The organism is Rhodoferax sp. BLA1 (assembly GCF_013416775.1).
In the GTDB taxonomy this organism is placed as follows: domain Bacteria; phylum Pseudomonadota; class Gammaproteobacteria; order Burkholderiales; family Burkholderiaceae_C; genus Rhodoferax.
Window position 1 is genome coordinate 107,242 of the sequence record NZ_SZVI01000005.1, and the last position, 26,345, is coordinate 133,586.

The 26,345-nt window shown below is 60.8% G+C and carries 26 protein-coding genes and 1 pseudogene; 12 read left to right on the forward strand and 15 right to left on the reverse strand.

All coding sequences use genetic code 11. The features are described 5' to 3' along the window. Nucleotides 1–13 precede the first annotated feature (13 nt). The 4 genes from FDG13_RS06150 to FDG13_RS06165 all read left to right on the forward strand — a co-directional run bounded on the left by FDG13_RS06150 (nt 14) and on the right by FDG13_RS06165 (nt 5,089). Nucleotides 14–1,612, forward strand: a complete 1,599-nt coding sequence (locus FDG13_RS06150; RefSeq protein ID WP_218942643.1) for an AAA family ATPase — start codon at nt 14–16, stop codon at nt 1,610–1,612. Then, nucleotides 1,612–3,105 (forward strand): VWA domain-containing protein, encoded by a 1,494-nt coding sequence (locus FDG13_RS06155; protein WP_180125928.1) that lies wholly within the window; start codon nt 1,612–1,614, stop codon nt 3,103–3,105. Before FDG13_RS06150 ends, FDG13_RS06155 begins: the two co-directional genes overlap by 1 nt. A gap of 353 nt (nt 3,106–3,458) precedes the next feature. Further along, nucleotides 3,459–4,445 (forward strand): MDR family oxidoreductase, encoded by a 987-nt coding sequence (locus FDG13_RS06160; RefSeq protein ID WP_180125929.1) that lies wholly within the window; start codon nt 3,459–3,461, stop codon nt 4,443–4,445. Nucleotides 4,446–4,474: 29 nt separating this feature from the next. Beyond that, on the forward strand, nt 4,475–5,089 hold the full coding sequence (locus FDG13_RS06165; RefSeq protein WP_180125930.1) for a hypothetical protein: 615 nt from the start codon (nt 4,475–4,477) through the stop codon (nt 5,087–5,089). 2 nt (nt 5,090–5,091) lie between these two features. On the opposite strand, the gene FDG13_RS06170 is transcribed toward FDG13_RS06165, so the two are convergent. The 5 genes from FDG13_RS06170 to FDG13_RS06190 all read right to left on the reverse strand — a co-directional run bounded on the left by FDG13_RS06170 (nt 5,092) and on the right by FDG13_RS06190 (nt 9,544). Beyond that, a complete protein-coding gene (locus FDG13_RS06170; RefSeq protein WP_180125931.1) occupies nt 5,092–5,610 on the reverse strand; it encodes a Rossmann fold nucleotide-binding protein in 519 nt (172 codons plus the stop codon). A gap of 11 nt (nt 5,611–5,621) precedes the next feature. Beyond that, on the reverse strand, nt 5,622–6,416 hold the full coding sequence (locus tag FDG13_RS06175; RefSeq protein WP_180125932.1) for a purine-nucleoside phosphorylase: 795 nt from the start codon (nt 6,414–6,416) through the stop codon (nt 5,622–5,624). Beyond that, nucleotides 6,413–6,853, reverse strand: coding sequence for a cytidine deaminase (cdd, locus tag FDG13_RS06180; RefSeq protein WP_180125933.1), 441 nt, complete (start codon nt 6,851–6,853; stop codon nt 6,413–6,415). The genes FDG13_RS06175 and cdd overlap by 4 nt, the downstream gene beginning before the upstream one ends. A gap of 109 nt (nt 6,854–6,962) precedes the next feature. Further along, a complete protein-coding gene (locus tag FDG13_RS06185; protein ID WP_180125934.1) occupies nt 6,963–8,513 on the reverse strand; it encodes an acetolactate synthase large subunit in 1,551 nt (516 codons plus the stop codon). An 80-nt stretch (nt 8,514–8,593) separates the two neighbouring features. Next, on the reverse strand, nt 8,594–9,544 hold the full coding sequence (locus FDG13_RS06190) for a LysR substrate-binding domain-containing protein (RefSeq protein ID WP_180125935.1): 951 nt from the start codon (nt 9,542–9,544) through the stop codon (nt 8,594–8,596). 217 nt (nt 9,545–9,761) lie between these two features. Between FDG13_RS06190 and FDG13_RS06195 the strand changes: the two genes are divergently transcribed. Next, nucleotides 9,762–10,172 carry a hypothetical protein gene (locus FDG13_RS06195; protein WP_180125936.1) on the forward strand — a complete coding sequence of 137 codons (411 nt, stop codon included), beginning with the start codon at nt 9,762–9,764 and terminating at the stop codon, nt 10,170–10,172. Nucleotides 10,173–10,189: 17 nt separating this feature from the next. On the opposite strand, the gene FDG13_RS06200 is transcribed toward FDG13_RS06195, so the two are convergent. The 4 genes from FDG13_RS06200 to FDG13_RS06215 all read right to left on the reverse strand — a co-directional run bounded on the left by FDG13_RS06200 (nt 10,190) and on the right by FDG13_RS06215 (nt 14,349). Continuing rightward, nucleotides 10,190–11,062, reverse strand: a complete 873-nt coding sequence (locus FDG13_RS06200) for an ABC transporter permease (RefSeq protein ID WP_180125937.1) — start codon at nt 11,060–11,062, stop codon at nt 10,190–10,192. 91 nt (nt 11,063–11,153) lie between these two features. After that, entirely contained in the window at nt 11,154–12,044 is an 891-nt protein-coding gene (locus tag FDG13_RS06205; protein WP_180125938.1) for an ABC transporter permease, read from the reverse strand. Then, nucleotides 12,031–13,185: an ABC transporter ATP-binding protein gene (locus FDG13_RS06210; RefSeq protein WP_370528173.1), complete on the reverse strand. Its 1,155-nt coding sequence runs from the start codon at nt 13,183–13,185 to the stop codon at nt 12,031–12,033. The genes FDG13_RS06205 and FDG13_RS06210 overlap by 14 nt, the downstream gene beginning before the upstream one ends. Nucleotides 13,186–13,281: 96 nt before the next feature. Next, a complete protein-coding gene (locus FDG13_RS06215; protein WP_180125940.1) occupies nt 13,282–14,349 on the reverse strand; it encodes an extracellular solute-binding protein in 1,068 nt (355 codons plus the stop codon). A 210-nt stretch (nt 14,350–14,559) separates the two neighbouring features. Here FDG13_RS06215 and FDG13_RS06220 point away from each other — a divergent pair, with 210 nt between their 5' ends. Both FDG13_RS06220 and FDG13_RS06225 read left to right on the forward strand, forming a co-directional pair. Next, on the forward strand, nt 14,560–15,390 hold the full coding sequence (locus FDG13_RS06220) for a TIGR00266 family protein (protein WP_078364832.1): 831 nt from the start codon (nt 14,560–14,562) through the stop codon (nt 15,388–15,390). Nucleotides 15,391–15,467: 77 nt separating this feature from the next. After that, nucleotides 15,468–16,085 (forward strand): ParA family protein, encoded by a 618-nt coding sequence (locus tag FDG13_RS06225; RefSeq protein WP_180125941.1) that lies wholly within the window; start codon nt 15,468–15,470, stop codon nt 16,083–16,085. On the opposite strand, the gene FDG13_RS06230 is transcribed toward FDG13_RS06225, so the two are convergent. From FDG13_RS06230 to FDG13_RS06240, 3 genes are all read right to left on the reverse strand, one after another. Further along, nucleotides 16,079–16,369 (reverse strand): type II toxin-antitoxin system RelE/ParE family toxin, encoded by a 291-nt coding sequence (locus tag FDG13_RS06230; protein WP_180125942.1) that lies wholly within the window; start codon nt 16,367–16,369, stop codon nt 16,079–16,081. The two genes, FDG13_RS06225 and FDG13_RS06230, sit on opposite strands and share 7 nt — an antisense overlap. Next, the gene (locus FDG13_RS06235; RefSeq protein ID WP_180125943.1) at nt 16,357–16,647 is read right to left on the reverse strand and encodes a CopG family ribbon-helix-helix protein; all 291 of its coding nucleotides are present in this window, start codon (nt 16,645–16,647) and stop codon (nt 16,357–16,359) included. The genes FDG13_RS06230 and FDG13_RS06235 overlap by 13 nt, the downstream gene beginning before the upstream one ends. 128 nt (nt 16,648–16,775) lie before the next feature. After that, nucleotides 16,776–19,751 carry a DNA topoisomerase III gene (locus tag FDG13_RS06240; protein ID WP_180125944.1) on the reverse strand — a complete coding sequence of 992 codons (2,976 nt, stop codon included), beginning with the start codon at nt 19,749–19,751 and terminating at the stop codon, nt 16,776–16,778. A gap of 55 nt (nt 19,752–19,806) precedes the next feature. Between FDG13_RS06240 and FDG13_RS06245 the strand changes: the two are divergent. The 3 genes and pseudogenes from FDG13_RS06245 to FDG13_RS06255 form a co-directional block, all read left to right on the forward strand. Next, a pseudogene (locus tag FDG13_RS06245) lies at nt 19,807–20,289 on the forward strand (SET domain-containing protein); the annotation flags it as partial. A gap of 21 nt (nt 20,290–20,310) precedes the next feature. After that, entirely contained in the window at nt 20,311–21,141 is an 831-nt protein-coding gene (locus FDG13_RS06250) for a biotin--[acetyl-CoA-carboxylase] ligase (RefSeq protein WP_180125946.1), read from the forward strand. Nucleotides 21,142–21,149: 8 nt separating this feature from the next. Continuing rightward, complete coding sequence (locus FDG13_RS06255) at nt 21,150–21,899, forward strand: SPOR domain-containing protein (protein WP_180125947.1); 750 nt, start codon at nt 21,150–21,152, stop codon at nt 21,897–21,899. A 9-nt stretch (nt 21,900–21,908) separates the two neighbouring features. Here FDG13_RS06255 and FDG13_RS06260 read toward each other — a convergent pair whose 3' ends face one another. The 3 genes from FDG13_RS06260 to FDG13_RS06270 form a co-directional block, all read right to left on the reverse strand. Then, the gene (locus FDG13_RS06260) at nt 21,909–23,366 is read right to left on the reverse strand and encodes a sensor histidine kinase (protein WP_180125948.1); all 1,458 of its coding nucleotides are present in this window, start codon (nt 23,364–23,366) and stop codon (nt 21,909–21,911) included. Between the two features lie 21 nt (nt 23,367–23,387). Next, nucleotides 23,388–24,062, reverse strand: a complete 675-nt coding sequence (locus FDG13_RS06265; protein WP_078364842.1) for a response regulator transcription factor — start codon at nt 24,060–24,062, stop codon at nt 23,388–23,390. 69 nt (nt 24,063–24,131) lie between these two features. After that, entirely contained in the window at nt 24,132–24,605 is a 474-nt protein-coding gene (locus tag FDG13_RS06270) for a MarR family winged helix-turn-helix transcriptional regulator (protein ID WP_180125949.1), read from the reverse strand. A gap of 152 nt (nt 24,606–24,757) precedes the next feature. Between FDG13_RS06270 and recA the strand changes: the two genes are divergently transcribed. Both recA and recX read left to right on the forward strand, forming a co-directional pair. Then, nucleotides 24,758–25,840 (forward strand): recombinase RecA, encoded by a 1,083-nt coding sequence (recA, locus tag FDG13_RS06275; protein ID WP_180125950.1) that lies wholly within the window; start codon nt 24,758–24,760, stop codon nt 25,838–25,840. A 50-nt stretch (nt 25,841–25,890) separates the two neighbouring features. Next, nucleotides 25,891–26,340, forward strand: a complete 450-nt coding sequence (gene recX / locus FDG13_RS06280) for a recombination regulator RecX (protein ID WP_180125951.1) — start codon at nt 25,891–25,893, stop codon at nt 26,338–26,340. Nucleotides 26,341–26,345: the final 5 nt, after the last annotated feature.

The following is a 26,345-nucleotide window of genomic DNA, read 5'->3' on the forward strand; positions in this document are numbered from 1 at the left end:
CTTCAGTAAGCTTTTGCATCAAGTATCTGAGTTGTTGGGGAAGGACGCGAGGGCGAACGAATCGATAATTTTTCAGGGATGTGAAGTGATACTAAAGAAACGAATTCAGGAGTTGCTTCGGCACCTGTCGGTCGGGATGTATGAGCGCGAGGAGATCGTCGCGGTGTCCTTTCTGGGGGCATTGAGTGGGCAGAACACCTTTCTTTACGGACCTCCAGGCACGGCAAAGAGCCTGATTTCGAGACGCATTGCCTGCGGATTCGAAGATCCCTCCTATTTCGAATGCCTGATGAACCGGTTCAGTACACCCGAAGAGGTGTTTGGACCTGTGTCTATCAAAGAGCTGAAAGAAGACAGGTACGTACGCAAGACCGAGGGCTACTTGCCCAGGGCCGAGTTCGCATTTCTCGATGAAATTTGGAAATCCAGTCCAGCGATTCTGAACGCACTGCTCACGCTCATCAATGAGCGGCGCTTTCGCAATGGCGATCAGATCGAGGAAGCCCCGCTCAAAGCGTTGATCGCCGCGTCGAACGAAACGCCGGACGACAAACAGGGCCTTGACGCCTTGTATGACCGCTTTATAGTACGGTTGATGGTGCCTCCGATTGCGCAATCAGACCACTTCGACAACTTGCTTGACAGCCCTCCGACCGAAGCCAGAGTGACCGTTCCACCTGAGTTGGTTGTCAAACAGGCAGAGTGGGATTCTTGGCGCAGAGATATACATTCGTCCGTTCGACTGTCCAACGAAACACGGACCATCATTCACCTGATCCGAGACGCCCTACACGCTCAGCATGAGATACTGAAAGTGTACGTGTCTGACCGGCGCTGGCAACGGGCCTCCATGCTAATGAAGGCTGCAGCATTCTTTAATGGCCGCAAGGAAACTAATCACAGCGACGCACTGCTGTTGCAGCACTGTCTTTGGACGACGAACGAGAACCGTGAAGCTGTTGCTGAGATCGTAGCCAAAGCTGTTCAGCAATCGGGATTCGATGGTGATGCTGACCTAGCTGCGCTTGATCGTGCGAAAGATGCCTACGACAAGGAAATTCATCAAGAGCTCTATCACACAGAGGACCTGTACGAGACGGTTGAGCATCAAGGGGAGCATTACTTTCAAGTTGAACTAGAAGACTATGAATCGTATGGGCACGGTCGGATCAAATCCATATTGATTCCATCTAAAGAATTGAAATCTGCGAATACATTCAAACCTCGCACTCTTCGGGGCTCCGTTTTGGAAGAAGTTTCTTGCAAATTCGACAGTCAAGGTGTGTGCGAAATTAAATTGGATGATGGCTATCGCCGCACACGCGTTGTTAAAGTAACCCCAAGTGTTTTGTTCCACAAGGGGGATAAAAAAACAGGTGTCAACAAGCGGCTGGTTAAGGCACTGACCCAGCAAGTGCTCGAGCTCAAAAATGAGCTGGAAACGGTCCGGGATCAAGTGCAAGCCCAAGTGAGCGCCTATCGTCTTTCGATGGCATCCACCTTCGTTCCTGAAGTCAAGACGGAATTGGCCTACAAGGGTGTGCAGGCGCAAGTCGAGCGCCTGAATCTCCGTGTACTGGACTGCGAGCGACTTCTTAGCTTGTGTCAGTGATGCCTGAGAACGCATCCAAAGCTGCGGCAATTACCTTACTGGATGACTTGCAAGCCAAGTTTCCATTGTGGACCCAGGTCGCTGAAGAGACTGTGAAATTCCGCGCTGAAGAGTGGACTCGACGTACAAAGCTCGATTTGGCCGCTGACAACCCGTTTGCGTCGCATGAGCAGGACTGGGAAGACTTTGTCGCCAAGGTTGACTTGGGAGTGATTCAGGAAGAGGAATGGCGTTCCGCCTCCCAATGCTTCGGTGAGTTATGCCAGGCGACGGGCAAGCCTTTCGATCAGGCCTTCTGGCACAAGCAGGTAAGCGATGAAGCGTCAGAGCGTCAAGACCAAAAGGAAATCAAGGGCAAGTCGCGCGAGCATCTTCAAACTGCAGCCGGGTTACTAAGTATCCGGTGGAGAGAAGCCCTAGATAGAGCCTTCAGTGAATGGGAGCTTCAAGAAATCGCTAGGCGACGCGATGCCCTGCGAAACGAGTTGGAGGCCTTTCTCGAGTTGATAAACACACTGTCTCGCCAGCTCGAATCGTTGGGACTCGAGCCTGGCATCCTGATAGACCTATCCCAAGGACAGCTTTCACCTCAAGACATTGATCAGTTCAAACGCTGGGCGCAGTACCTTGCTAACGATGCTGGCGTGAAGGCCTTGTGCAATATGCTGGGAAAACTCCGTCAGATTGAACTATCCGAGCGGGTCGAGCAAGTGAACACGGTGCACATCCAAGATGTATGGCAGCCTGATCCAAACTCACGGGAAGAGATCATCGGGATACGGCTGGGTCGGGATCTGGAGCACGCTTTGCCGAGCGAACTGGCGCTGCTAGCCGACTCGGACACGTCCGTTCTGTTTGACATGAAGTACCTCGAGTCCCGCTTGATGTGCTTTGACATGCGCGGCTTGCAATTAGTCGGTGAACAGCACGAATACGTGACAGAGCAACGCACCAGAGAAACGGACAAGATGGGTCCCATGGTTATCTGCCTGGATACCAGTGGGTCTATGCATGGAATGCCGGAGACCATAGCCAAAGCGATGGCACTGTACATGGCGACCAAAGCACGTGAGCAAAAGCGAGACTGCTACCTGATCAATTTTTCGACCAACATCGAGACTCTGGACCTCGGCTTGGAAAACGACATGAAGTCGTTGATGCGCTTTTTGCAAATGTCATTCCATGGCGGCACGGACGTCACACCTGCCTTGAAACATGCCTTGGACACCATGCAGCGCGATCAGTATGCAAAGGCCGATCTGCTCGTGATTTCTGATTTTGTCATGGGCCATCTGCCCGACAAAATCCTGAATGCCATTGAAGCACAGCGCTTAAATGGAAATCGGTTCCACTCGTTGGTGATCGATGAGGGTTTCCATGCGCAGGATGTGCGCTCGCTGTTCGATCATGAGTGGATTTATGACCCGCTCAGCAGCCAGGTTACAGAGTTGGTGGGTTTTCAAAAAAGAGTGGCTAGAAGTTCGTTTCAGTGAATCTGCTTCAGATTGACAAGGCAGGCGAGCCGGAGAATCGGCGGTTCGGGATACTGCAGCAGCTGTGAATCGACCAGCCTATCCAGGATAGGCTTCCGAACTCGCACTACTACTTCATCACCTTCGCTGAACGATGGCCGGACGGCAAAGAGTCGTTACCCATGTTGCTGAGTCAATTGGCTGCTTGCGCTGCAACCCAGCCGCTCACCACCCCAAAAGGATTGGTCAATACAGCACCCATCTATCCACCATCCCGGTAAAGGCAACAACTGGTACCGCTGATGTACATCCCACCAGCCGCCAACCTGCACAATAGCGCCGTATCAAGTACCAAGCATCAAGGAAAGCACAGCATGTTCAAAGGCATTCTCATCACCAAAGGCGACGCGGGCTACCAGGCTCAGCTTCAAACCATCGACGAGTCGGTGTTACCCGACGGTGATGTCCAGGTGAAGGTGGCCTGGTCCACCCTCAACTACAAGGATGGCCTCGCCATCACCGGCAAGTCGCCCGTGGTGCGTCGCTTCCCGATGATTCCGGGTATCGACTTCGCTGGCACCGTCACCCAAAGCAGCCATGCGGCCTGGAAGGTGGGTGACAAGGTCGTCCTCAACGGTTGGGGTGTGGGTGAAACGCATTGTGGTGGTCTGGCCCAGGTGGCGCGGGTCAAGGGTGACTGGTTGGTGCCTTTGCCCGCCGCCTTCACCGAGCGTCAGGCCATGGCCATTGGCACCGCCGGTTACACCGCGATGTTGTGTGTGTTGGCGCTGGAGCGCCATGGCATCAAACCCGCCGACGGTGAGATTCTGGTCACTGGTGCCAATGGTGGTGTGGGCAGTGTGGCCATCACCTTGCTGGCCAAACTGGGCTACACCGTGGTGGCCTCTACCGGACGGCTGGCGGAATCTGACTACCTCAAAGCGTTGGGTGCAGCCCAAGTCATGGACCGGGCTGAGTTGTCGGCGCCGGGCAAAGCCATTGGCAAGGAGCGCTGGGCCGGTGTCATCGACACCGTGGGCAGCCACACCCTGGCCAATGCCTGCGCCACCACCCAATACAACGGCGCAGTGGCGGCCTGCGGGCTGGCCGGTGGCATGGACTTCCCGGCCACGGTGGCGCCCTTCATCCTGCGTGGTGTCACGCTCTATGGCATTGACAGTGTGATGGCACCGCTGGCTGTGCGTTTGCAAGCCTGGGAGCGCTTGGCGCGTGACCTGGATGTGAGCAAGCTGGAAGCCATGACCCGTGAGATCAGACTGGACCAGACCATTGACGTTGCCGCCGAGCTGTTGCAGGGGCAAGTCCGCGGGCGCGTGGTGGTGAATGTGGCGGGCAGCTGAGCCCGCCAGAAGAACAATACAGGCTTCACATGAACCACCCCAGACGTAACTGCATCACTGGGCTTGGCCTGACCTGCCTGCTGGCCCTGCCAGCTTATGCACAACTGCCCCAGCGCAACCTGATTGTGGACGTGCGGCAGGTGGAGGCTGGCAATGAAGGGGGCTACTCGGCCAGCACAACGCGTGAGGCGCTGATGACGGCACAAACGGTCAGCGTGCGTAATGGCGAAAAAGCCAGCTTCCATGTGTCCAAGTCCATGCCGATGCAGTGGGTGCAATCGGTATCGGTGCAAAGCGCTTCGATGTCGGCGCCCGGCGTGTCTGCATCCAACACGGGTGGTGGCGTGACCAACGGTCTGGTGTGGCTGGAAGCGGGCCAGAGCCTGCAGGTGCAGCCGCATTGGCCCGGTGGCAAACAGCCGGTGCGCCTGGACATCGACGTGCAGTCGACCAGTGTCGGCCACCGCACCGGGACCGAGCTGCCCGACCAGAGCAAAAGCCAGCTGGTCACCACGGTGAATGCACCGCTGGGCCAATGGGTCACCGTGGCCATCAGCGGCAGTGCGCCGCAGGCCGGGGTGTACAGCAGCCAGGCCGCCGCCAACAGCCAACGTCTGCTGCAGATTCGGGTGCTGGCGCCTTGAAACTAGGCTGGCACCAGGCCCAGCTCGCGCAACTGGGCTTCCAGCTCAGCCATGGAGCCCCAGGGCAAGATTGGTGAATTCTGCCGTTCGTCCGGCGGGTTGCTGGGCAGGTCGTTGGACCAACCCCCACAACCCACCAACGGCAGCAAAGGCCGTTTGTGCAACCAGGCCAGGCAGACTTCCGAAATCGTGCCAGCGCGCCCGCCGATCACAATGCAGGCATCACCGGCCAATGCCATCAGCAGGTTGCGCGCGTCCCCCATGCCGCAGGGAATGACCACGGTGGCTGGCCAGTCCGGCGCAGGCATTTGGTCCGGCGGCACGATGCTGACCACCAGCCCACCCGCACCCATCGCCCGCTCAGCCGCCACCCGTGTCGCCGGGCTGCCACAACCACTCACCACCGTGATGCCCAACTGCGCCAGCAGCGCCCCGGCCTGAGCGGCGAGTTCATAAGCGGCAGAACCCGGCTCGGCACTGCCCAGAACACATATTTGGGGACGGCGGATGGAGGGGGTCATAAACGGGATACTCACGGCAACGCCGCAATGATGTCCGCCAGCAACCGGCTGGCTTTCGCGCTGCCTTCCTGCGCCTGTTGCAGGGTGTGGGCGTGGCTCAGGTGTTCGGTGGACAGGCCGGCGCCGTAGTTGGTGATGAAGGACAGCGCCAGCACACGCAGGCCCAGGTAACGCGCCAGGATAGTTTCTGGCACGGTGCTCATGCCCACGGCGTCCGCGCCCAGGCCTTGCACCATGCGAATCTCGGCCGGGGTTTCAAACTGCGGGCCCAGCAGCCAGGCGTACACACCTTTAAAAAGTGTAGCGCCTTGCCCTTTGGCAATCAGGGCTGCATGCTCTTTTAGCTCAGGGTCATAGGCGTCCACCATATTGACAAAACGCTGGTTGCCGGTGAGCCCGACCAGGGGTGAGCGCTGCGGCAGGTTCAGGTGGTCGCTGACCAGCATCAGGCTCTGCGGTGGCATGTCCAGCCGCAGGCTGCCCGCGGCATTGGTTTGCACCAGGGTGTGGCAACCCAGCGCCTGCAACACCTGCAGCGGCAGCGCCATGCCGTCCACTGCGCCGGTCTCATAACCGTGTTTGCGCCCACTCATCACCACCACCGGCTGTACGCCGATGTGGCCCAGCCACAACATGGCACTGTGGCCTGCCACGGTGGGCTGCGGAAAACCTTCCAGCTCGCTGTAGGGGATCTGGATGGCGTTGCTGATGTGCTCGGTGAGCCCGCCCCAGCCTGAACCCAGCACCACGGCGATGCGGGGTTGCAGTTGACCGGCGCGTGCCTGAATCGTGCTCAGCGCGTTCATGCTTGGGCTCCCAGGTGATCGGGCCCAAAACCCTCGGGCAGCAACTGCGCCAGCGTGTAGCTTGGGCCGGTGGTTTCGTTATTGGCGCACAACACGGGTAGGTCTGGCGCGCCAAATTCACGCAATTTTTGCCTGCAGCCCCCGCATGGTGTGGTCCAGGCGCTATGATTTTTGCCACCGTTGCCCACCACCAGCACGGCGCGGGCGCGGGTGCTGCCCGCCAGCACCATCGCGCTCAGGGCCGAGGCTTCGGCGCACACCCCCTCGGGGTAGGCGGCGTTTTCGACATTGCAGCCCGCGTGGATGCGGCCCAGGTCGTCCAGCACGGCGGCGCCAACGGGGTAGTGGGAATACGGCGCATAGGCCTTGAGCTGGGCGGCGCGGGCGGCAGACAGCAGTGCCTGCTGCTGGGATTCGGTCAGGGTTGTTATATGCATGGGGCTAATGTACTGAGAAAACAGGCACAAAGCGCGCCCCCGGTGGCAGTCCGCCAGGGCGCTGCGGACAAGGTCCAAGCCGCGTCATACGCACGCGGCCCAAGCGTCGTCACACCGGGCAAACGACTTCGATCAGGTGCGGGCCGGGCTTGGCCATGGCCGCACGCAAGCTGGCCACAAAACCGTCCACATCGGTGACCCGATCTGCGGGTACACCATGGCCTTCGGACAGCTTGACCCAGTCGAGCTGCGGCTGCTCCACGTCGAGCATACGCAGGGCGTTGCGGCCCACCTGGGTCACCCCCACGTTGGCCAACTCACCACGCAGGATCTGGTAACCCCGGTTGGCAAACACGATGGTGACCACATGCAACTGCTCGCGCGCCATGGTCCACAGCGCCTGCAAGGTGTACATGGCCGAGCCGTCGCCCGTGAGCACAAACACCGGGCGCTGCGGGCAGGCCAGGGCCGCCCCCACCGCATTGGGCAGGCCAAAGCCGATGGCGCCACCGGTGGTGTGTAACCAGTCATGGGGACGTGCCTGTTGTGTGGGCGGCATGAAAAAACGGGCCAGGGTGATGCTCTCGTCCACCACGATGGCGTTCTCGGGCAGCAGGTGCGCAAAAGCCTGCCCAATCAGTGTCATGTTCATCGGACCACTTGGCAAGGCGGGCAGGGCTTGCGGCCAGCAGTCGTAGGGGTCAGTGGTGGTGATGCCCAAACACTCGGCCAGCGTGTTCAGGGTGTAGCCCACATCCATGCTGCGGCTGCACAGGTCAAACACGGCGGTGTTGGGGGCTTCGGGCAGGCTGGGTTTGCCGGGGTAGGCAAAAAAATTGGTGGGCCGCTGGGCCCCGGCCAGCACCATGTGCCGCACGTCTTTGAGCACCGCCGCGTTGTCATCCACACCGTAGGCCAGCCGCTCAAAGGCCACGGCACCGGCACCGCGCCGGATGCGGGCGGCCAGGTACGGTGCAATCAGGCGGGCGCCGGTTTTTTTGGCGATCCGCGCGGCCAGCATACCCAGGTCGCCATGCAGTGTGGGGCCGTCCACCATCAGGGCGGCACCCGGCAACTGCAGCGTGTGGGCGGCGGCCTGGATGCGGGCCAGGTCGGGGCGGATCAGTGGCGACGGTGGCACGGCTGCGGCAGGCCCCGTGGCCTCCTGCCAGGCGGTGTTGGCCGGCAGCACCAGGGTGGCCAGCTGGCCGTTGTGCGACCGCGCCGCCGCCATGGCCTGTGCGCCGTCAGGGGCCACACTGGCCGCGTCGGGGCTGACACGGGTCCAATGGGCGATGCTGCGGCTCAGGCCGGGGATGTCGCCCTTCAAGGGGCTCTCATAAGCCATGTGGTGGGTGGCGTGGTCACCCACAATGGTCAGCACGCCGGACCCCGCCCTGCGGGCGGTATGGAGGTTGGCAAACCCGTTGCCCAGGCCGGGCGACAGGTGCAGCAGCGTCGCGGCGATCTCACCGCTCATGCGGAAATAACCGTCGGCCGCACCAGTGGCACCACCTTCAAACAAGCAGAGCACACAACGCATGTCGGGATGCGCGTCCAGCGCCGCGACAAAGTGCATTTCAGAGGTGCCAGGGTTGGCAAAACAGACGTTCACACCACCGGACAGCAGGGTTTGGACCAGAGATTCAGCACCATTCACAGCGAGCACTCCTCTTGAAGACTTCTGCAGCGATCTGCTTCAAAGTATCGCACCGCCAACAAACCCTCAGGAGGCTTTCACTAGGTGTGATCCTGGCCAACTTCCTGCCGAAGCCACTGCTGAAAGGCCAGCACCACCGGCTGGGTGGTGGCGGTTTTGGCAGACACCAGGTGGTAGGCGTAGTGTGAAGGCAGGCTGGTCGCAAACGGAATCACCAGCCGGGCGCTGGCCACATCGGCCTCGATCAGCTGTTGCTGGACCAACGCCACACCCTGGCCGTCCAGCGCGGCCTCCAAGGTCAGGATGGCGTTTGAAAACCGCAGGCCACGCGCCACATCCACACCGCTGACACCGGCCTTGAGTAGCCAGCTTTGCCAGTTGGGCATGGAGACCACCTCGCGGGTCGAGTCGTCGTGGATCAGCACATGCCGGCTCAGGTCCTGCGGCTGCCGCAGCGCCAGCTCACCCACACACAGGCTGGGGCGGCAAGCCACCACAAAGTCCGGGGTGAACAGGTGTTCGACCTGGTAGGCAGGGTAGCGCCCGTTACCAAACCGGATCGCCACCTCGCTGGTTTCGCTGCGTGGGTCGATCAGGTGGCTGGACTGGGCCAGCACGCCGTCTGGCTCATCGATGTTGCCAATCAGGCTGGTGATGCGCACCAGCACATCAGGGTGCGCGGCTGAAAACCGGCCCAGCCGGGGAATCAGCCAGCGTGCCGCAAAAGCCGGTGGGGCCGTCACATGCAGCGCACGCTGCGCATGGTGTTGGGTGAGTTCCACCCCGGCCGCAAACTGGTCCAGCCCGGCGCGGATCTTGGGGTACATGGCCTGGGCGTCGTCGGTCAGCGTCAGTGCGTTGGGGCCGCGCTGGAACAGTGCGACACCCAGGTAAGACTCCAGCTTCTTGATCTGCTGGCTGACTGCCGCCGGGGTGACGTTCAACTCGGCTGCGGCCTTGGCAAAGCTGAGGTGACGCACCGCCGCCTCAAAGGTGCGGAAGGTGGACAGGGCGGGGAGTCGGTAAACCACGGTGGGGGTCCAGCCGGTGGGCGGCAGGCTAAATAAAACTAAGGGTGAGCATCATAAATGATAGTTTGCTGCGGTGCAGCAACAGAACTACATTCGGCCATCGTATTCGCTTACCAGCCGTTCCTTGCGTGGTGCTGACGGCTGACCCACACAACCCGTTGCCCTTGTGTTTGACCTGTTCAGACAAGGCAACTTCGCCCTTTGCCAGGAGTTCGTCATGAACGCATTTGTGAATTTGAAACCCATGCTCACCCCAGTGGTGGCTGAACGTGCCTGGCTGGAATGGCCAGAGATTCTGGAACGCCAGCAAGCGCTGGACACCCCGACCTGGATGGCCGACTGGCTAGAGGCAGCCCATCAGCCTTTAGGAGTGGCGGCAGACGACAACGAGGTCGACACCTGGCCAGAGACGACCAACAGCCAAGAACCCATCCACACCCCCAACTGGCAGGCAGAGTGGCTGGACTGGATGGACAGTGGTTCTGCGGCCAAGCCAGTCGCCCAGTCCACGGCAGCACACACAGTGTGCGCGTTCAACACGACCAGGAACACAGGCGCAGCACCCAAAAACGGCCTGCCATGGCTGCTCTCACACCCACCGATTACCCAGCTGGACAAAGCGGCCTGAACCGCGCTTGATGTCCGTCAGTGGGTGTTGTTGGAGGTGCCGGGCTTGTTGCCCCGCATCAAAGTCAACGCCAGCACGGCGGAGGCCACCATCAGCAGCAGGCTCACCGCGTTGAGCACCGGCGTGGCGCCTTCACGCATCCGGCCATACATCATGACGGTGAGCGGTGAGTCGGAGCCGACCAACATCAGCGTGGTGTTGAAGTTCTCAAAACTCATCAAAAACGAGATCGCTGCCGAGCCGATCAGCGCGGGTTTGAGGTAGGGCAGGGTGATGGTCCACAACACCGCCAGGCGTGACGCACCCAGGTTGTAGGCGGCTTCTTCCAGGGTGATGTCAAAGCGTTTCAGGCGCGCGGTGATGGTCAGCGTGGCAATCGACACGATGTAGGAAAACTGCCCCAGCACCACCAACGGCAGGCCGGGGCGCAGAAACTCCAGCTCCAGGCCCCACAAATCATCAGCCAGGTTGGCAATGCGGCTGGCAAAGGCCAGGATCGAGATACCCAGAATCACCCCCGGAATCACCAGCGGCGCCAGCATCAGCAGACTCAGCGCCTGTTTGCCACGGAACTGGGTGCGTTCGATCAAAAACGCGTTGGCGGTGCCAACCAACACGGACAAGATAGTGACCCAGCAGGCCACCACCACACTGGTCCACAGGCTACCGAGCATCGCCGCGTCAGCAAACAGGCCGGTGCGCCCCGAACCGTCATGGCCGACAAACCAGTCCAGCGTGAAACCACGCCAGGGAGGCGCCGGGTAAGGTGCGTCGTTGAAGGCAAAGACCGCCACCACCACCAGCGGCAAGAATAAAAACGCAAAAAAGGCCAGGCCATAAACGATGGTGCTGGTGCGCAACCACAGCGGGCGGGGCAGGGAGGCAATCACGCGGCACCTCCAACATGTTTTAAGAGAAATTGGCCTCTAGCCCTCGTATCTAAAGGGCTACCAGCTATTGATTTTGAAGTGTCCAAGGTGATCATGAGCGTTGCATCACTTCACCAAATTTCTGACCGCTGAGCTTGAGACCAACCCAGACAATGGCGGTGCTCAGGGCCAGCAGCAAGAAACCAAAGGCCGCGCCCTGCTCCCAGTTAAACCGGGTGATGAACTGGGTGTAGATCTGTTCGGTGAACCACTGCGAGTTTTTGCCACCCAAAAGCGTGGGCGTCAGGTAGTTGCCCAGCGTCAGCATGAACACCACAATGCAACCCGCCACAATGCCGGGCGCCGCATGCGGGATGACGATCTGGCGCAGGATCGACCAGCCGTTGCCGCCCAGGTCGTAGGCCGCTTCTATCAGGGAATCGTCCAGGCTCTCCAGCGCGCTGATCAGCGGGATCACCATGAACAACATCGAGGTGTAGACCAGCCCGACCAGGATGGTGGCGTCGTGGTACAGCAGCTCCACCGGCGCTGGTGTCACCCCCATCCAGGCCAGCAGCGCGGGCAACACGCCCGACTCGCGCAGCAGAATCATCCAGCCCAGGGTGCGCACGGTTTCGCTGACCCAGAAAGGGATCAGGCACATCACAAACAACATCGACTTGGCGTGGCCGCGCACCAGCTTGGCAATCGTCCAGGCAATCGGGAAGGCCATCAAGAGCGTCAAAGCGGTGGCCACGATCGACATCAGCGCGGTGCGCATGAAGGTGTGCCAGTACAGCGGCTCTTCAAAAAAGGTGCGGAACTGCGCCAGGCTGGGTTCGTACACCCGTGGCGCTACGCGCGCGCGCATCGACAAGATGCCCAGCTCCACATGCGGCAACACAATCAGCCCAAGCAACCACAACAAGGCCGGAGCCAGCAAAAGCATCAGCATCAGCCGCGCGACATGGCGCGACTGAGAGGTGGGGTCAGCTGAAGACATGCTCATTGGCCGTAGTGCCTGCGGCAAAACACACGGCACGTTGCGGGTCAAAACCAAAATACACGGTTTCACCCACTGCCAGGTCGGCAAATTCACCGGTCTGTGGCAGGGCAATGCGGAACTCGGTGCCGGACTGGGCTTCGGTGAGCAACACCGCCGAGTTGGCGCCATCAAACAACAAACTCTCGACCCGGGCGTTAAAACTGGGCAAACCCGCATCGGTCAGCAGCGCCGCCTGGCGCGCCAGGCGGGCAACTTCGGGCCGCACAAAGGCCTCGACCGCATCACCTCGGGCAATCTGGCCAATGGCGCGCGCTGGCATCACCAGACCTTGTCCACTGGTGACCGTAACCATGTTGCCATTCACCTCGGTGGCGTGACCAGCCAGGCGGTTGTTGGCACCCACAAACCCCGCCACAAACGGCGTCTGTGGTTCGTAATACAGCTGTTGCGGTGTGCCCACCTGCTCAAAACGGCCATGGTTCATCACCGCCACATGGTCAGACAGCACCAGCGCCTCGGACTGGTCGTGGGTGATGTAGACAAAGGTGGTGCCAAAAGCGGCTTGCAACTGCTTGAGCTCGATCTTCATGTGTTCGCGCAGCTTCAGGTCAAGTGCGCCGAGTGGTTCGTCAAGCAGCAGCAGCGTCGGCTCCAGCACCAGGCTGCGGGCAATCGCCACACGTTGTTTCTGCCCGCCCGAGAGCTGGTCTACCCGTTTGTTTTGTGCGCCGGGCAGGCTGACCCGCTCCAGCATGTCTCCGACGCGGCGTTTGATCTCGTCTTTGGCCACCCCGCGACGCGCCAGACCATAACCCACGTTGTCACCCACACTCATCATCGGGAACAGCGCCAGGTGCTGGAACACCATGTTCACCGGGCGTTTGTTAGGCGGCACACCGTTCATCGGCTTGCCGCCAATCAGAATCTCGCCTGAGTCCGGGCTTAAAAAGCCGGCAATCATGCGCAACAGCGTGGTTTTGCCGCAGCCCGAGGGGCCCAGGATCGAGAAGAAACTGCCACGCGCCACCGAGAAGGACAAATCGTCCACCGCACGGAAGGCACCGTAGTGCTTGGCGACGCGGGTGGCTTGCAGGTCAGGCTGCGCAGCCGGGTTGGCTTGTAGAGGGGAAGGTGTCAAGACAGGTCCAACGCACATCCAGATCCAAATAGGGCCCTGCCACACCGGGGATGTCCGGCCTGGCAGGGTGTGCGGGCACAGCCCGCAGCGTCAACTTTAGTTGGCGGCCTTGATGCGGTCGAGCACCTTGCCTTCGATGTCCTCAATGCCAGCGGGCACGGCCGGGTACCACTTGATGTTCTTCAAAGCAGCTTCGGGGAAGCTGGTCGCAAACTGGGCCTTGAGCTTGGCGTCCATCAGCTGGTCCGCACCCTTGGACGCGGTGAAGTTGCCTGCCGAGCCAGCCACCTTGGCGGCGATTTCGGGGCGCATGTTGAAGTTGATCCAGGCGTAGGCTGCGGCGTCGTTCTTGCCTTTGGCGGGAATCGCAAAGGTGTCGATCCAGCCCAGTGCACCAGACTTCGGCGCGAGGAACTGGATCTCAGGTTTTTCGTTGTTGAGCTTCCAGCCGCCTGTGTCCCACATCATGGCGCCGACAATTTCGCCAGCACGCATGCCGTTGAGCAGTTGGTCCTTGTTGTCCCAGTAGAACTTGACGTTGGGTTTGCAGGCGGTCAGGGTCTTGCCCACTTCATCCATCAGTTCGGTGTAGGCCTTGGGGTTGCTGTACAGCGCAAACGGGTCTTTGCCCGAAGCAAAGGCAAAAGCCAGCAGGGTTGGGCGTTTCAGGCGGTAGGCCACCTTGCCCTTGAACTCGGCCTTGCACAGGTCGGTGTAGTTTTCCATCTTGGCCAGTTTGGTGTTGACCACCAGGCCGTCGGTGCCCCAGATGTGCGGCAGGCCATACACCTTGCCCGCCACCGTGGTGTTGATCTTGGTGGCATCCAACATGCTGGGGATGAACAGCTCGGTCTTGAGCTTGCTCAGGTCCATCGGTTTGTAGATGCCGAATTCGGTTTGCGGGCCGGCAATGCGGTCTTGTGAGGGCTGGGCCAGGTCAAACCCGGCGCCACCCGTGGCGCGCAGCTTGGAGATCATCTCTTCGTTGTTGGATAGGGTGAGTTCGACCTTGTAGCCGGTTTCCTTCTCAAACTGAGCCACCACATCCGCGGGCGCATAGTCGGCCCAGGTCAGCAAACGCAGGGTTTTCTCCTGGGCTTGGGCCAGGCCAACACAGCCCAGCGCGATCACAGCAGCAGCAACAAACGTGTAGCGGATTTTCATGGATGAGTCCTTTGGGTTGATGGGTGAAACTCAGGCCAGGTGGCATGCACGTCCTGTGCCAGCACGCCAGAATACGACACTTTAATGACATTTTGGTGTCCGCGCGAGCTCATTCTTGCCCCTGCGCCAGATGGGGTGGCGCTGTCAAAAAATCTTGCTATCGTTGCGCCCGGGCAGGCCGGGTGGCGCTGCTGTTTCAAGGAGTGAAAAATGGCGATGGATGTGGTGGACTACGAGATTTTTGGCAACGAAATGCAGTACGTCGAGGTTGAACTCGACCCCGGTGAGGCGGCCGTGGGTGAGGCCGGTGTCATGATGTACATGCAGGCCGGTATCCAGATGGACACGGTGTTTGGCGACGGCGCCCAGCAAGGCGGCCTGTTTGGCAAGCTGATGGGCGCGGGCAAGCGCCTGCTGACGGGTGAGAGCCTGTTCACCACCGTGTTCCAGAACACCGCCTCCAGCAAACAGCGTGTGGCCTTTGCCGCACCCTACCCCGGCAAGATTGTGCCGATCGACTTGTCTGCACTGGGAGGCACCTTGTTGTGCCAGAAAGACTCGTTTTTGTGCGCCGCCAAGGGGGTGTCGCTCGGCATTGCCTTCCAGCAAAAACTCGGCGTGGGCTTGTTTGGGGGTGAAGGCTTCATCATGCAAAAGCTCGATGGCGACGGCATGGCCTTCATCCACGCCGGTGGCACGTTGATGGAGCGCACCTTGGCCCCAGGCGAAACCCTGCGGGTGGACACAGGCTGTGTGGTGGCCTACCAGCCGTCGGTGGACTTTGACATCCAGTACGTGGGCAAGATCAAATCGGCGCTGTTTGGCGGCGAAGGCCTGTTTTTTGCCACCTTGCGCGGCCCGGGCAAGATCTGGCTGCAGTCGCTGCCGCTCTCAAGGCTGGCCAACCGCATCATCGCCTCAGCACCGGCTGCGGGTGGGCGCTCGTCAGAGCAGGGCTCGGTGCTCGGTGGTGCGGCCTTGGGTGGCACCTTGCTGGGTGGTGGCCTGCTTGGCGGCCTGCTGGGTGGCGAGGACGAATAAACGCCAAGGTTTCAAAGCATTTTTGGCCTCTAGCCCTTTTATATAAAGGGCTTATAGCTATTTAACCAGGAGCATCTATGCCAGTGATTGTTGTGGCCAACCCCAAGGGGGGCGTGGGCAAATCCACACTCTCAACCCAGATCGCGGGCTACTTTGCAGCGCGTGGCCAGGCCGTGATGCTGGGCGACGCCGACCGGCAGTTGTCGAGCAAACTCTGGCTGTCCTTGCGGCCCGACACCGCCCGGCCGATCACCAGCTGGGAGGTGGACCGCGACGACATCGCCAAACCACCCAAAGGCACAACCCATGTGGTGCTGGACACCCCGGCCGGGCTACACGGCAAACGGCTCAAGGAGGTGCTGAAACTCGCACACAAGGTAGTGGTGCCATTACAAGCCAGCGTGTTCGACATCTTTGCCACCAAAGATTTTTTGGACGAGCTGGCGCAAAGCGCCCAGGCCGCCAAAACCCAGATCGGCATCGTGGGCATGCGGGTGGATGAACGCACCCGCGCCGCCGAACAATTGCGCACCTTTGTCGAATCCACCGGCCTGCCGGTGCTTGGTTATGTGCGCAACACTCAGAACTACGTCCAACTCGCCGCCCGTGGCCTGACCGTGTTTGACCTGGCGCCCGAACGTGTGACGCGCGACTTGGCGCAGTGGCAGCCGATTTGTGAGTGGTTGGATCAGTAGCCGATTTCTTTCTGGTGCCGCAGGGCCAGGATCACAGCGGTTTGGCCGTCAAAGTGGTACAGCGCAACATATCCGCTGTTGCCAAAGTCGATCATCCATTCCCGGTACCCCGCTGCCATGTCGTCTGCCGGGCGGCCTACACCCGGCTGTAAAGCCAAGGTCTTGACGCCCTGGCGAATGGCTGCCACGGCGCGTTTGGCCGCATCTGGACTTTTTTCAGCCAGAAACCGCTGCAGCCTTTGCATGTCCAGCAGCGCGGGCTGCGACCAAATCAGACGTGGCATGCAGGTGGCTCTGCGTCCTGACCTGCCTCCAGCTTGGCCAGCCAGGCGTCCGCTTCTTCCTCAGTGACATGCAGTCCGGTGGCTTGGTAGGTGTTCCAAGCTGCGATGCCATCTTGTCGATAAGCCTCCAGCTTTTCTTCACGCTCAATGTACTGCTGGATGGCTTCGCGCATAAGCCAATGTGTGGTGCGCCTGCGAGATTGCGCCAAGCGGTCCATGCGCCCACGGGTGTCCTGGTCCAGCTTGACGGACATGGGTCTGGCAACAGTTGTGGTCATGTGGGAGCCTCCTGCGAAAACTAACAGGTATTACTTTACCTGACTTCTGCGTCAATCACAGTTGATTTGACAGGTACAACCTGACCCATGCGCTTTTCAAAATGGTCACACAGTGTGACCACTCCACCTCACCCCAAATGTTTACCCACAATGCCCGCCAGTTCAAACATGCTGACCTGCGGCTGGCCAAACACCGCGAGTAACTTGGCGTCGGCGTTGATGGCGCGTTTGTTGGTGGCGTCTTGCAAGTTGTTGGCCTTGATGTAGTCCCAAAGCTTCTTGATGACCTGGGCGCGGGCAATTGGTTCGGCGCCAATCACTGCCGCCAGTGCCGCGCTGGGGGTGGAGCCCGCACCAGCAGCGGGTGCCTTGCGCGGTGTTTTGGCGGCCGTCTTCTTGGCTGCGGGTTTAGTGGCTTTTGTGCCTGTAGTCCTTTTATCACCTGGGCTAGCAGCTGCTTTTTTGCTAGCAGCTGCGGTGCGTGTCAGCGGTGCCGAAGCGGTTTTGCGTGGTGGGAACTTGCTGGGTGCAAACTCGAAGTTGACCTTGTCAGCGGTGGCGTCCCAGACCAGCATGGCCTTGAAGTTGCGCCGGGTGCGCATCGAGACAAACTTGTCGAGCAAGTCGGTCTTGCCGGTGCTCAGCAGCTTGCCCATCTGTTCGCGCTCGATGGGCTGTTGCAGGATGATCTGGCCGGTTTTGAAGTCGCAGCTGGGTGTGGGTTGCGCGTCAGTGGGCACGGATTTTTCACACACGTAGTTCTTGCCGTGTTCAAACACCGCAGCGCCACATTTGGGGCACGCGCCCAGGCTGACCTGCTCGCCAAAGTCGACCAGTTCGCCAGTTTCCTCACCCTTTTTGTCGTCGCCAAAGTCGAATTCGAGTTTGTAGTTTTTGGCCTCTTCGTCAAACTTGATGACCATCTCGGCGGTGAACGGCCAACCGGCCTTGGACCGGAAGCCGTCAAGCGGGCCAATTTTCTTGTCGCGAAGGAATTGCTCCACCTCGGCCAGCTCGAAGGTGCGGCCAGCCGGGGTTTTGCCAAACGAGAAGCCGCAGCCTTCGCCCTGGCCGTCAGCACCGGTGCAGGCATAACGGCGGTAGTTTTCCTTCACCACACCACCGCAGTTGGGGCACGGTGAGCTGAGCGTGGCGTAGTTGCCGGGCACGGTGTCGCGGTCGTACTCCTTGGCCTTTTTGACGATGTGTTCGGTCATCGCGGCGATTTCGGCCATGAAGGCGGCGCGGCTGAGTTTGCCTTGCTCCATCTGGCTGAGTTTGTACTCCCACTCACCGGTGAGTTCAGCTTTGGAGAGTTCTTCCACCCCTAGGCCACGCAGCAGGGTCATCAGCTGGAAGGCTTTGGCGGTGGGGATCAGCTCACGGCCTTCACGCAGCATGTATTTCTCAGAGATCAAACCTTCAATGATGCTGGCGCGGGTGGCGGGTGTGCCCAGGCCTTTTTCCTGCATGGCCTCACGCAACTCGTCGTCTTCCACGGTTTTGCCAGCGCCTTCCATGGCGCCGAGCAGGGTGGCTTCTGAGTAGCGAGCCGGCGGCCGGGTTTTTAAGCCTTTGGGGTCGACAGACTCCGTTTTGACCTTTTCGCCGGGGGCGACCGGCACCAGGCTCTGGCCTTTGTCGCCGTCCTTGGCATCAGCCACTTCGTCGGCGGCTTCCTTGCCGTAGATGGCCAGCCAGCCCGGTTTGACCAACACCTTGCCTTCGGTCTTGAAGTGGTACTCCAACGCTTTGGAGATGCGGGTGGTGACCTGGTATTCAGCGCTTGGGAAAAAAACCGCCAAAAAGCGCTTAACCACCAGGTCATACAGCTTCTGCTCTGCTTCTGATAGCTCGCCAGGCGCTTGCAATGTGGGGATGATGGCAAAGTGATCACTCACCTTGCTGTTGTCAAAGATGCGCTTGCTGGGCCGGATGTAGTTGTTGTTCAGTGCCGTCAGAGCATGTGGTGCCAGGTGCCGCATGCCGGAGTTGGCCAGCATCTCAAAGGTCTGTTTGACCACCGGCACATAGTCTTCGGGCAGGGCGCGTGAATCGGTACGCGGGTACGTCAGCGCTTTGTGGCGCTCGTACAGGCTTTGCGCAATCGACAGCGTGGTCTTGGCGCTAAAGCCGAACTTGCCATTGGCTTCGCGTTGCAAGCTGGTCAGGTCAAACAGGAGCGGGCTGGCTTGCGTGGTGGGTTTGCTTTCTTCGGTGACGGTGGCGTGTTGGCCACGCACTGCGTCAGCAATGGCTTGCGCTTCTTGCTGGCTCCAGACGCGATCTGCTTTTTTCTCGACGTCATCAGCGTCTTTTTTCCAGGTTGGATTGAACCACTTGGCCGGGTAGTCACCGGCCTGGGCGGCAAAGGACGCATGGATTTCCCAGTAGTCGCGCGAGACAAAACCACGGATCAGTTCTTCGCGCTCCACCACCACCGACAGCGTCGGGGTTTGCACCCGGCCCACGGTGGTCAAGAAAAAGCCACCGTCGCGCGAGTTGAACGCCGTCATGGCGCGGGTGCCGTTGATGCCCACCAGCCAGTCGGCCTCGGAGCGGCAACGCGCGGCGTCGGCCAGGGGTTGCATCTGTTTGTCGCTGCGCAGCGCGTTGAAGCCGTCGCGGATGGCTTGGGGTGTCATCGACTGCAGCCACAGGCGGCTGACCGGTTTGCCCAGCGGTTTGGCGCCGCCCGCGTATTGTTCAATCAGGCGGAAGATCAGCTCCCCCTCGCGGCCCGCGTCACAGGCGTTGATGAGTTGGCCCACGTCCTTGCGTTTGGCCAGTTTGACCACTGCGTTGAGGCGGGTCTTGGTCTTGTCAACCGGTTTGAGTTCGAAGTGCGGCGGGATCACCGGCAGATGCGCGAAACTCCATTTGCCGCGTTTGACGTCGTAGGCCTCGGGCGCCTGGATTTCGACCAGGTGGCCCACCGCGCTGGAGACCACATAACTGTCGTTTTCGAAATGCTCGTCGTGTTTCTCGAACTTGCCCGCCACCGGCGTGAGTGCACGCACGATGTCTTGTGCCACCGAGGGCTTTTCTGCAATGACCAGTGTTTTGCCTGCCACTGCTGTTTTAGTGTTTTCTGCGATAGTCATCTGAATACAATCCCTGTTTCTCGCGGGCGCACACGCGCACCCATACGAGTTCACGATACCAAATTTTTTAACCGTGTCGAAAAAATCACCCGCTACCTCCCGCCGCATCCAGGTGCGCCGCTCCGGCATCCATGGCCGGGGTGTTTATGCACTGCAGGACATCGCCGAGGGTGAAACCATCATCGAGTATGTGGGCGAGATCATCACCTGGGAAGAAGCCCAGGCGCGCCACCCGCACGACCCGACCAACCCGAACCACACCTTTTATTTTCATGTGAATGAAACCCGGGTGATCGACGGCGGGGTCAACGGCAACTCGTCGCGCTGGATCAACCACTCCTGCGACGGCAACTGCGAGGCCGACGAAGACAAGGGCCGCATTTTCATCAAGGCGCTACGCAATATCGCCGCCGGTGAAGAGCTGCACTACGACTACGGCCTGATCATCGACGAGCGTTACACGCCCAAACTCAAGGCCGAGTACCCGTGTTGGTGTGGCGCCAAAAACTGCCGTGGCACCCTGCTGGCCCCCAAACGCAAGCGCAAGTAGCGCCACCCCATGACACTACCCGCCCTGACGCCCTGGCCCAGCGAAGCACTCTGGCAAGCTGTGGAGCCCCAGTTGCCCGGCTTCAGCGTGGAGGTGCTGCCCGAGATCGACTCCACCAATGCCGAGCTGATGCGCCGACTGCGCGCTGGTGTGGAAGACCCCGTGCTCTTGATTGCAGAGCACCAGACCGCCGGGCGCGGGCGCATGGCACGCCCCTGGCACAGCAGCCCGGGCGTTGCTGGCAGTGCTGGCCCGGGCACGCTGATGTTGTCCCTGGGCCTGCCCTTGGCCCCCAAGGACTGGTCGGGCCTGTCGCTGGCCGTGGGCTGGAGCCTGGCCAATAGCCTGCACCCCGAGATCCGCCTGAAATGGCCCAATGACCTGTGGTGGCAGGGTCGCAAGCTGGCAGGCATCCTGATCGAGACCGCCAACACCCGCAACCCCGGCAAAGCAGGCAGCCGATATGTGGTGATTGGCATCGGCCTCAATATCCAACGCCCCGAGGTGGCTGGCTTGTCGACCGAACCGGCCGGGCTGGCCGAGCTGGTACCGGGCATCAGCGCGATGTTGGCCTTGGCCCAGATACTGCTCCCCTTGGTGCAGACCCTGCGGGCGTTTGAGCAGCAGGGTTTTGCGGCCTTTCAGGCACGTTTTAATGCCCGTGATGCGCTGGCGCAGACGCCGGTGAGCTTAAGCGATGGCCAACAAGGTGTGGCCATGGGGGTAGACCCGGTGGGGGCCTTGTTATTGCAAACCGGTCAGGGTCTGCAGCGGGTGACCAGTGCCGAGGTCAGTGTGCGGCGGGCCGCTGGCCTAGCAAACCCTGCCAGCGGCGGCTAGGAGCGGCTATGTGGCGCCTGATGGTTCTGCTGCTGGTGTTGCTGAACCTGGGTGTTTTCGCCCGGGGACAGGGCTGGTTGCAGGCCTACGGCTGGGGTCCGACGCAGCAACACGAGCCACAACGCCTGGCCCAGCAGATTCACCCCGAGGCGCTGGTGGTGCTGACGGACAAGGCAGACGCAACACACACCGCCGCATCCGCACCAGAGCCCGCCCCTGCGTCGACGCCCGCCGAGCCGGTGGCCAGCAGCTGCTGGCAAAGCGGTGAACTGGATGAAGCTCAGGTCGACACATTGCGCCCCCTGCTCGCGGCCAAATTGCCACCTGGGGCCTGGGTGCTGGACGAGAGTCGGCTACCCGCGCGCTGGATGGTCTACATGGGCCCCTACAACCAGGCGACTGATCTGGCCAAAAAACGTGAGCAGCTGACAGAGTTGAAGGTCAAGTTCTTTGTTTTGAGCAACACCGCACTGTCACCAGGCTTCTCGCTGGGTGTGTTTTCCACGGAAGAAGCGGCCAAAACCGGTTTGCAAGACCTGGTCAAACGCGGGGTGCGTTCAGCCCGGGTGATACAGGAGCGCCAGGCCAGCGTGACCTACCACCTGCGCCTGCCCAGCATCAGCGCGGCCGACCAGGCGGCGCTGGACAGCCTGCAGGCCGCTTTGCCGGGTAAACCGCTGGTGCTTTGCCCACAACTGGTGACAGCGCCGGAACAGACTGCGGCGTCGGCACCCACCGCCGCCACATCTCAGCCGTAGCGGCTGGCCTCAGGCCGGCTGCAGCTCATCGGGCAGGGTCGCGGTGAAAGTGACCACAAAACGGGCGCCAGGCGGTGTGTGACCCGGCTGGGTGTCTTCCAGACTGACCTTGGCACCGTGTTTTTGGGCAATTTCCAGAACAATCGGCAGACCCAGGCCCGAGCCATCCACATCGGTGCCCAAGGCGCGGTAAAACGGCTGGAAGATCAGTTCACGCTCAGACTCAGGAATGCCCGGGCCAGAGTCCTCCACCTGCAGCACCAGCAAACGGCCCACCGGGTCGGTCAAGACCCTTGCGGTGATCATGCCCGGTGACACCAGGCTGGACGGGGTGTAGTTGATGGCGTTGTCCACCAGGTTGCGGATCATCTCCTTGAGCAGGGTGACGTTGCCCAACATAGTGCAGCCTGGTGTGCCGGGCTGAGCGCCTTCGTAGCCCAGGTCAATGTGTTTTTCCAGCGCACGCGGCACACTGTCGCGCACCACCGACATACAGACTTCCGCCAGGTCACACAGGGCGCGTGGCATGGCCGAGCCGCTGCTCTCGGCCCGCGCCAGCGACAACAACTGGTTGACGCTGTGGGTGGCACGGATGCTGGCGCGGCCAATCTGGCGCAGAGAGTGTTTGAGGTCCTCGGCGCTGGCGCCCTCACGCTGGGCCAGGTCGGCCTGCATACGCAGCCCCGCCAGCGGGGTTTTGAGCTGGTGCGCCGCGTCGGCCAGGAAACGTTTCTGGGTGGCAATCGAGTCGGTCAGACGCAACAGCAGGTCGTTGACCGAGTCCACCAGGGGGGACACCGCCAGCGGCACCGCCTGGGCATCGATCGGGCTCAGGTCATCGGGTCGGCGCGCGCGGATACGTTCTTCGAGCTGGTTGAGGGGCTGGATGGCTTGTACCAGGGCCAGCCAGACCAGCAACACCGCCAGTGGCAAGATGACAAACTGCGGCAGCATCACGCCTTTGACAATTTCGGTGGCCAGCACCGAGCGTTTTTCCAGTGTCTCGGCCACCTGCACCAAGGCCAGGTCGCCGTTGCGGGTGGGTAGCTTGACCCAGATGTAGGCCACCTTGATGTCAAAACCCTGGATCACATCGTCGCGGATGCGCACTTCATCAGGCACCACCTTCTCTTCGGCCGAGGGCGCAGGCAGATCAGCTTCACCACTGAGCAGTTCGCTGCGCGGCCCGATCACCTGGTAATACACGGTGTCGGAGTCATCGGCGCGCAACAGTTCACGCGCCGGGCGTGGCAGCACAAATTCGGGCTTGTTGCCACGCATGGTGATGAGTTGCGCCATGGCCCGGGCGTTGTACTCGAGCGCCCGGTCAAACGGCTTGCCCGCGATGTTTTGCGCCACCAGCCAGGTCAGCACCAGACTCACCGGCCACAGCAGCAACAATGGCGTGAGCATCCAGTCCAGGATTTCGCCAAACAGGGAACGCTGTTCGCGCTGAAAAACGTTCACGGTGTGGCGAAGAAGTGGGGGCTACCCGGGGATCTTTTCGAGGCAGTAGCCCAGGCCGCGCACGGTGGCGATGCGGATCGGGCCTTTTTCGATTTTCTTGCGCAGGCGGTGGATGTAGACCTCGATGGCGTTGTTGCTGACCTCTTCGCCCCATTCACACAGGCGCTCGACCAGCTGGTCCTTGCTGACCAGGCGCCCGGCACGCTGCAGCAGCACCTCCAGCAGGCCTAGTTCACGCGCCGACAGCTCGACCATCACGCCGTCAATGGTGGCGACTCGCCCACCCTGGTCGTAGATCAGCGGGCCGTGTTTGATGGTGCTGCTGGCCGCCCCCATGCCGCGTCGGCTCAGGGCGCGCACGCGGGCTTCGAGCTCCTGCAGGCTGAAGGGTTTGGCCATGTAGTCGTCGGCGCCGTAGTCCAGGCCTTTTACCCGTTCTTCGACGCTGTCGGCGGCGGTCAGGATCAACACCGGCAGCGAGGAGCCGCGCGCACGCAGTTTTTTGAGCACTTCGAGCCCGTGCATCTTGGGCAGGCCCAGGTCCAGGATCAGCAGGTCGAACTCGGTGTTGGTCATCAGTGCCGCATCGGCCTCGGTGCCGCTGGCCACATGGTCCACCGCTGCCCCCGAACTGCGCAGGGTACGCAGCAAACCGTCTGCCAGCACCTGGTCGTCCTCGGCAATCAAAATTCGCATGGCTGTCTCCTCGTTGTGGCCACTGAGGCCTGTGGGGTTACGTGCTGTCTCGCGCTTTGTAAGGCCATTTTAGGCCGCGTATGCTTCCAGTCCGATAGCAATCACGGTGGCCACCTCCGACCCGACCGCGGCGCGCAATTCGGCCTCGGCCTGGGTCACCGCTTCTTCAAAAGCCTGCAGCCAGGCCAGCCCGGTGGGGGTGAATACCACGCGGCGGGCACGGGCGTCCTGCGTGTCGTCCTCGCGCCGCACCAGGCCCCAGGCAGCGCACTGGTCTACCAGCTTGCCCATCGCCTGTTTGCTGACACCAGCACGCTGCGCCAGCTCGGTCAGGCGCGAACCCTGCAGCGCCAGATGACGCGTGATGTGGATGTGGGAGGCGGTCAAACTGCCGCGCGCCGCCAGGTTGCTGAGTGCCAGCGGCACCTGGTCGTTGCGTGCCATCAGCTGCAACACACGCGCATCAAAACGCTGCAGCGCCAGCGCCAGCCAGTGGCCCAGATGCGCCTGGCGCCAGCCGGTGTCTGAGGGTAAAGTGTCCATGTCCAAAATAGTAAACCAAATTGACGATAAATTGTCTTTTCTATTTTTAACAGTGCTTGTAAACTACTGTTCAAGCATCCAGCCTGTAGTTATTGACAGAGGATGCGCAAGCTTTCCCACCCGCCCACTTGTTGACACCTCAGGAGACCACCATGGACGCACCCGCTAAAACACTTACCCCCGCCAACGCCGAAAAAGCCAAAGCCCTGCAAGTGGCGCTGGCCCAGATCGAGAAGCAGTTTGGCAAGGGCACCATCATGCGCCTCGGTGAAGGCGAGGTGATCGAAGACATTCAGGTGGTGTCCACCGGCTCACTCGGGCTGGACATTGCGCTCGGTGTCGGCGGCCTGCCACGTGGCCGGGTGGTGGAAATTTATGGCCCGGAATCATCCGGCAAAACCACGCTGACCCTGCAGGTGATTGCCGAGATGCAAAAAACCGGCGGCCAATGTGCGTTTGTCGATGCCGAACACGCACTCGACATCCAGTACGCGCAAAACCTCGGCGTCAACCTGCAAGACCTGCTGATCAGCCAGCCCGACACCGGTGAACAAGCGCTGGAAATTGTCGACAGCCTGGTGCGCTCCGGCGCGGTGGATCTGATCGTGGTCGACTCGGTGGCGGCTTTGACACCCAAGGCCGAGTTGGAAGGTGAAATGGGTGACAGCCTGCCCGGCTTACAAGCCCGATTGATGAGCCAGGCGCTGCGCAAACTCACCGCCCACATCAAGAAAACCAATTGCATGGTCATCTTCATCAACCAGATCCGTATGAAGATTGGTGTGATGTTTGGCAGCCCGGAGACCACCACCGGCGGTAATGCGCTCAAGTTCTACGCCTCGGTGCGGTTGGACATCCGCCGCACCGGCACCATCAAGAAGGGTGAGGAATCGATCGGCAACGAAACCAAGGTCAAAGTCGTTAAAAACAAGGTGTCGCCACCGTTCAAGACCGCCGAGTTCGACATCATGTTTGGCCAGGGCATCAGCCGCGAGGGCGAAATCATCGACATGGGCGTCACCGCCAACATCCTCGACAAGTCCGGCGCCTGGTACGCCTACAACGGTGAAAAAATCGGCCAGGGCCGCGACAACGCACGCGAGTTCCTCAAGGAAAACGCCGACCTCGCCCGCGAGATCGAAAACAAGGTGCGCGCGTCTCTGGGCATCCCGCTGCTGGCGGGCTCCGAGCCAATCGACGCAGCAGCCAAAGCTGCAAGCAAAAAGGGCGCCTAGCCCTTATTCAATAAGGACAGATAGCTCCATTTTTAATAGTGATGTGCTGAATGGGCTTTGCCACACCTTCACTCAAAGGGCGCGCCCTGCGCCTGCTCAGCGGCCGTGAACACTCGCGGCTGGAGCTGGAGCGCAAGTTGGCGCCGTTTGAGGAGGAGTCCGGCAGCCTGGCAGCCGCGCTCGATGACTTGCAGGCCAAGGGTTTCATCAGTGAACAGCGGGTGCTGGAGTCGGTGGTGAACCGCCGCGCCAGCAAACTCGGCGCGGCGCGCATCAAGCAGGAGCTGCAAGGCAAGGGGCTGGACCCGCAAGCGGTGGCGGACGCAGTCCAGGCTTTGCGCACCACCGAGCTCGAACGTGCGCGCGATGTTTGGCAAAAAAAGTTTGGTCAGGCCCCGCAAGATGCCGATCAGCGGGCCAAACAAATGCGTTTTCTGGCGAGCCGCGGTTTTGGTGGTGACACCATCCGCCGGGTGGTGACGGGCGCGGACGACGAGTAACGGGC

Coding starts and splice junctions, on each gene's coding strand:
- FDG13_RS06155 (WP_180125928.1), top strand. CDS start 1,612: ATGCCTGAGAACGCATCCAAAGCTGCGGCAATTACCTTACTGGATGAC.
- FDG13_RS06160 (WP_180125929.1), top strand. CDS start 3,459: ATGTTCAAAGGCATTCTCATCACCAAAGGCGACGCGGGCTACCAGGCT.
- FDG13_RS06165 (WP_180125930.1), top strand. CDS start 4,475: ATGAACCACCCCAGACGTAACTGCATCACTGGGCTTGGCCTGACCTGC.
- FDG13_RS06170 (WP_180125931.1), bottom strand. CDS start 5,610: ATGACCCCCTCCATCCGCCGTCCCCAAATATGTGTTCTGGGCAGTGCC.
- FDG13_RS06175 (WP_180125932.1), bottom strand. CDS start 6,416: ATGAACGCGCTGAGCACGATTCAGGCACGCGCCGGTCAACTGCAACCC.
- cdd (WP_180125933.1), bottom strand. CDS start 6,853: ATGCATATAACAACCCTGACCGAATCCCAGCAGCAGGCACTGCTGTCT.
- FDG13_RS06195 (WP_180125936.1), top strand. CDS start 9,762: ATGAACGCATTTGTGAATTTGAAACCCATGCTCACCCCAGTGGTGGCT.
- FDG13_RS06205 (WP_180125938.1), bottom strand. CDS start 12,044: ATGTCTTCAGCTGACCCCACCTCTCAGTCGCGCCATGTCGCGCGGCTG.
- FDG13_RS06215 (WP_180125940.1), bottom strand. CDS start 14,349: ATGAAAATCCGCTACACGTTTGTTGCTGCTGCTGTGATCGCGCTGGGC.
- FDG13_RS06220 (WP_078364832.1), top strand. CDS start 14,560: ATGGCGATGGATGTGGTGGACTACGAGATTTTTGGCAACGAAATGCAG.
- FDG13_RS06225 (WP_180125941.1), top strand. CDS start 15,468: ATGCCAGTGATTGTTGTGGCCAACCCCAAGGGGGGCGTGGGCAAATCC.
- FDG13_RS06230 (WP_180125942.1), bottom strand. CDS start 16,369: ATGCCACGTCTGATTTGGTCGCAGCCCGCGCTGCTGGACATGCAAAGG.
- FDG13_RS06235 (WP_180125943.1), bottom strand. CDS start 16,647: ATGACCACAACTGTTGCCAGACCCATGTCCGTCAAGCTGGACCAGGAC.
- FDG13_RS06240 (WP_180125944.1), bottom strand. CDS start 19,751: ATGACTATCGCAGAAAACACTAAAACAGCAGTGGCAGGCAAAACACTG.
- FDG13_RS06250 (WP_180125946.1), top strand. CDS start 20,311: ATGACACTACCCGCCCTGACGCCCTGGCCCAGCGAAGCACTCTGGCAA.
- FDG13_RS06255 (WP_180125947.1), top strand. CDS start 21,150: ATGTGGCGCCTGATGGTTCTGCTGCTGGTGTTGCTGAACCTGGGTGTT.
- FDG13_RS06265 (WP_078364842.1), bottom strand. CDS start 24,062: ATGCGAATTTTGATTGCCGAGGACGACCAGGTGCTGGCAGACGGTTTG.
- FDG13_RS06270 (WP_180125949.1), bottom strand. CDS start 24,605: ATGGACACTTTACCCTCAGACACCGGCTGGCGCCAGGCGCATCTGGGC.
- recA (WP_180125950.1), top strand. CDS start 24,758: ATGGACGCACCCGCTAAAACACTTACCCCCGCCAACGCCGAAAAAGCC.
- recX (WP_180125951.1), top strand. CDS start 25,891: ATGGGCTTTGCCACACCTTCACTCAAAGGGCGCGCCCTGCGCCTGCTC.